Source organism: Arthrobacter sp. Y3221157 (assembly GCF_059089865.1).
Genome location: NZ_JBNHFD010000137.1, coordinates 1 through 5,116, shown reverse-complemented (window position 1 = coordinate 5,116; position 5,116 = coordinate 1). Strand labels below are relative to the sequence as shown.

The 5,116-nt window shown below is 69.3% G+C and carries 5 protein-coding genes; all 5 read left to right on the top strand.

Features of this window, described 5'->3' with window-relative positions; all coding sequences use genetic code 11:
* Positions 1–1,172: DUF7847 domain-containing protein (locus AC5RTT_RS19535; protein WP_494146559.1), on the top strand; the 1,172-nt coding region annotated here is incomplete at its 5' end.
* Positions 1,162–1,803, top strand: a complete 642-nt coding sequence (locus AC5RTT_RS19530) for a DUF4129 domain-containing protein (RefSeq protein WP_494146558.1) — start codon at positions 1,162–1,164, stop codon at positions 1,801–1,803. The genes AC5RTT_RS19535 and AC5RTT_RS19530, both read left to right, overlap by 11 nt.
* Before the next feature lie 107 nt (positions 1,804–1,910).
* On the top strand, positions 1,911–2,990 hold the full coding sequence (locus AC5RTT_RS19525; RefSeq protein WP_494146560.1) for a DUF4350 domain-containing protein: 1,080 nt from the start codon (positions 1,911–1,913) through the stop codon (positions 2,988–2,990).
* The gene (locus AC5RTT_RS19520) at positions 2,987–3,982 is read left to right on the top strand and encodes an AAA family ATPase (RefSeq protein WP_494008745.1); all 996 of its coding nucleotides are present in this window, start codon (positions 2,987–2,989) and stop codon (positions 3,980–3,982) included. The genes AC5RTT_RS19525 and AC5RTT_RS19520 overlap by 4 nt, the downstream gene beginning before the upstream one ends.
* Positions 3,982–5,116: DUF58 domain-containing protein (locus AC5RTT_RS19515; protein ID WP_494146557.1), on the top strand; the 1,135-nt coding region annotated here is incomplete at its 3' end. The genes AC5RTT_RS19520 and AC5RTT_RS19515, both read left to right, overlap by 1 nt.

Below are 5,116 nucleotides of genomic sequence, written 5' to 3'. Positions count from 1 at the left end.
GACCGCCCGGCTGGCAGCAGCCCGCCGCCCAGCAGCCGCCGGCGGGCCCACCGCCCGCACCCGGCTCGCCCTACCCCGGGGCTCCTTACAACGGAATGCAGAACGGCGGCCCGTACGGCCAGCCCCGCTACGTGGCACCGCCCAAGCCTGGCATCGTCCCGCTGCGCCCCCTGATGTTCGGCGAGATCATGGACGGCTCCTTCCAAGCCATTCGGCGAAACCCGAAGGCCATGCTGGGCGCCGCCGTGCTGGCCCAGTCTCTGTCGGCCATCCTTGCGGCCGTCATCACGGCCTTCACCGCGACCTCCATGGGATCCGTCGAAGCCTGGGCGGAGAGCGCCAGCCCGGCGGAGGCAGCATCGCTGGGCATTGGCTTCTTTTCCGCCTTCCTTGTGGTCGGGCTGCTGACACTGCTGATTTCGGCGGTCCTGCAGGGCGCGATGGTGGTCCCGGTGGCGCGCGCAATCCTGAATCGGCGGACGGGTTTCCGCCAGATGTGGGCACTCTCCCGGTCACGCGCCGGGGCCCTGATCCGCCTGGCGCTGCTGCTGGCGGGCGCCGGCCTGCTCGCGTTCGGGCTCCTCGTGGCGGTTGCGGTAGCCCTGGTGTCCAGCATGGAAGGAACCGGAGCGCTCCTGCTCATCCCGCTTGTCCTGGCGTTTGTCGCGCTGATCATCTGGATCGCCGTCAAACTCATGGTGGCTCCCGCCGCCGTCGTGATTGAGGAACTGGGAGCCCTGGCGGGGCTGCGGCGGTCCTGGGACCTGACCCGCGCCAATTGGTGGCGGATCCTCGGCATCACGCTGGTAGTGGGCATTATGGTGGGGATCATCAGCCAGGTGGTGATGATCCCGGTCAGCCTGCTGGCAGGATTCCTCACCACGTTCACCGATCCGCTGGGCGGCGGCGGTGAGGCGGCAGCCACCGCCGTGGCACTTGGCGTAGTCACTGCTGTCCTCGGCGCGCTGGTAGGCGCCCTCGGATACGCCTTCCAGACGTCCGTCATGGCGTTGCTCTACATGGATCTGCGGATGCGCAAAGACGGCCTGGACATCACCCTCCTGCGCCTTGCAGAATCGGGCGCGGATCCCGAAGGCGTTCCGGGCCGCGGGGCAGACGACGTCCGGGGACCGGAAAACGGACCTCCCTCCGGTCCTTGGCATGTCCGCTGAACCCCCCGTACTCCCCGGCGCTGGGGAAGCCCGGCGGTGGGCCGAGGAAGAACTTGCCAAAGCGGAGTACCGCGAGGCCGCGCCGTCATGGATTGAAACCGTCTGGGAGAACTTCCTTGACTGGTTTTCGACCCTGGACGGATCCACGGACTCCGCGGGGCCCCTGCCGAGTCCTGTGATCGGGATCGTCATTGCCCTGATCATCGCGGCCGCCGTGATCCTCGCCAAACCACGCCTGAACGCCGCGTTACGCCGGTCCAGGGAAGTCCTCGAACCGGACAGCGTCCTTTCCGCCGCTGAGTACAGGCAACGCGCCGAGGCGTCGGCCGCGTCAGGAAAATGGGGGGACGCCGTCGTCGAACGCTTTCGTGCACTGGTCCGCGCCGCTGAAGACCGGACCATCCTGGAACCGCAGCCCGGGCGCACGGCAGACGAAGTGGCCCGTGAGCTGGCTGTGCCGTTCCCCAAGGAAGCAGGGCGCCTGGAGCGCGCGGCAGGCGTTTTCGACGCTGTGCGCTACGGAAACCGGCCGGCAAGCCCAGGCGATTACCGGGACCTGGCCGGCCTTGACGCCGATCTCGAGGCATCGAAGCCAGAGTCCGCACTGCAGCCACCGGCGGCCCTGGGATGACGGATACCCTTCCTGCCGGTGTCCCCGGGACGGCGCCGCCGCCCGCCCCCGGGTGGACACCTCTGCCCTGGGCGCGCAAGCACCGTGCGTTCACGGCCCTATGCGCGGTGGTCGCGATCGCCCTGGGCCTGGTTGTCTGGGGCCAACTGGCTCCCCGGGGTGACGCAGTTCCGCTGTCCCCCGCCAACGCGGGTCCGGACGGCGCACGGGCCGTCACCCAGATCCTGGGGCGCCACGGAGTGGACGTGTACACCGCCGAAACGTTCGAGGATGCGATATCTGCGCTGGGGGAAAGTTCCGCCGCCACCCTCCTGCTGTATGACCGCCACGGGATCCTCGACGAACCGCGGCTCCGTGAGCTGGCGGTTGCAGCCGGTGAGGTTGTGGTGGTCACGCCGCGGCTGGAAACACTCACTGCCCTGGACAGAGGTATCAGGCAGGCAGGAGTGGTGCCCGACGATGCTCCCCCGCTGGCCCCTGGCTGTCCGCTCCCCGACGCCCAGGTGGCAGGGGAGATCTCAGGCAGCCAGGGTTTCGTGTACGAGGGCGGCCTGTCCTGTTACCGGCCTTCCGGATCTGCCGCCGGGCTGCTGGCCGTCAGCGGCGACGGACAGCTGACGGTGCTGGGCAGCACGGTGGTCCTGGGCAATGGGCAACTGGATGAGCTGGGACATGCTGCCCTTGCGCTCCGGACCCTGGGCAAGTCTCCAGACCTGGTCTGGTACCTGCCGTCACTGGAGGATTTGGCGGCATCCGGGTCGGGGCAGACCCTGGACGAGCTCGCGCCGGAGTGGGTCCGTTTCCTGGGTCCCTGGCTGCTGGTGGTTGCCCTGGTCGCGATCGCCTGGCGCGGCCGGAGGCTCGGCCCGCTGGTGTTCGAGCCGCTGCCAGTGGTGGTGAAGGCAGTGGAAACCGCAGAGGGCCGCGCCCGGATGTACCACGATGCACACGCGGTGGACCAGGCGCGGGACAACCTCCGCGCCGGGATCCTGGTACGGCTGGCCGCGAAGCTGCGGCTGGGACCAGCCGCCTCTGCTGACACCATCACCGAGGCGGCGGCACGGTTGCTGGGCCGGCCGGCAGCCGATATCCGGGACCTCGTCAACCAGCATCCCAACAGCGAGTCCCGGCTGGTCGCCTGGGCACAGGAACTGGACAACCTAGAGAAAGAGGTCAACAGCCGATGAGTGAACACGGCAGCGGCCAGCGGGTCCTGGACCCGATGGAGCACGATTCCGCCCGGCAGGCCCTCCTGGATGTGCGCCACGAAGTATCGAAGGCGGTGGTGGGGCAGGACGCTACGGTCACCGGCATGCTGATCGCCCTGCTGTCCCAGGGGCATGTGCTGCTGGAGGGTGTGCCGGGCGTGGCAAAGACCCTGCTGGTGCGGGCCCTGTCCGCGGCACTGGACCTGGACACCAAGCGGGTGCAGTTCACCCCGGACCTGATGCCCGGTGATGTCACCGGGTCCCTGGTTTACGACTCGCACACCTCGGAATTCACGTTCCGGGAGGGGCCGGTTTTCACCAACCTCCTCCTCGCGGACGAAATCAACCGGACGCCGCCCAAGACCCAGGCCTCGCTGCTGGAGGCGATGGAGGAACGGCAGGTCTCGGTGGACGGCGTGTCCCGCCCGCTGCCCGCCCCGTTCCTGGTGGCCGCCACGCAGAACCCAGTGGAGTACGAGGGCACCTATCCCCTTCCGGAAGCCCAGCTGGACCGCTTCCTGCTCAAGCTCACCATGCCCCTGCCCGAGCGTTCGGCGGAGATGGAAGTCATCCGCCGCCATGCAGCCGGTTTTGACCCGCGTGACCTGGCAGCGGCCGGGGTTAGGGCGGTCGCGGGCGCCACAGACCTGGAGCGGGCCCGGCACGCCGTGACGGGCGTCGCCGTCGAGCAGGAAATCATCGGCTACATCGTGGACCTGGTGCGGGCCACCCGCACAGCGCCGTCCTTCCTGCTGGGAGTTTCGCCGCGTGGAGCCACGGCCCTTCTCAACACCTCCCGGTCCTGGGCCTGGCTTTCCGGCAGGAGCTTCGTCACCCCCGACGACGTCAAGGCGCTGGCCCTGCCCTGCCTCCGGCACCGGGTTGCGCTGCAGCCCGAGGCCCAAATGGACGGGGTCCGGGTGGATGACGTGCTGGGCAGCATCCTGGCATCCGTTCCCGTTCCGCGCTGATGGCCATTTCCGGGCGCTTTGTCCTGTTGGTCCTGCTGGGCCTGGTTCCGGTCCTGCTGCTGCCCGGATGGGGAACGGTATTTGCCGTGCTGGCCGTCCTCGCCGCCGTATGCGGCACCGACCTGTTATTCGCGGGCGCACTGAAACCGGTCCAGGTGCTGCGATCCGATCCCGGCAACGTCACGCTAAACGGGACGACGGAGGCCCGGCTCATTGTCCGCAATGACGGGAGCAGACGCCTGCACGGCATGCTGCGGGACGGCTGGCAGCCGTCAGCCGGAGCCCAGGACCCGGTCCAGGGCATCGATGTTCCCGCGCATGAAAGCCGGCGTATCACCGTGCGGCTCCGGCCGGTACGCCGTGGCGACCTCAAGGCCCCGCACGTCACGCTGCGCTCCTTTGGCCCCCTGCGCCTGGCAGCCCGCCAGCGCACCATTGCTTGCCCAGGAGCGCTGCGTGTCCTGCCGCCGTTCCATTCGCGGCGGCACCTGCCCTCCAAACTGCGGAAGCTGCGGGAGCTGGACGGGAAAGCGGCCGTCCAGATCCGCGGGGCCGGCACCGAATTCGATTCCCTGCGGGACTACGTCCGGGGCGACGACGTCCGGTCCATCGACTGGCGCGCGACCGCCCGCCGGTCCGCCGTCGTGGTCCGCACCTGGCGGCCTGAACGCGACCGCCGGGTGGTGATGGTCCTCGATACGTCAAGGACCGCAGCAGCGAGGATCGGCGACGAAACCCGCCTCGACACCGGGATGGAGGCGGCGCTCCTGCTCGGTGTCCTCGCCGAGCGGGGTGGCGACCGGGTGGACTTCCTGGCCTTTGACCGCAGGCCACGGGCCCGGGCAGGTTCCGCCGTTCAGGGCAACCTGTTGGGACAGCTGGTCCAGGCCATGGCACCGCTGGATCCGGAGCTCATCGAAATGGACTGGCCGGCCGTCCCTGCCCAGGTCCGCGCCGTCACGGCCCACCGCTCCCTGGTAGTGCTGCTGACTTCCCTCGACGGCGGCGCACCGGAGGAAGGGCTCCTGCCTGCCGCCGCCCGGCTGGCCCAGGACCATGTGGTGGTGGTGGCAGCTGTCCGGGACCCGCACCTGGGTGCAATGGTGCGGGAGCGCGGCGACGCTGCCGGGGTGT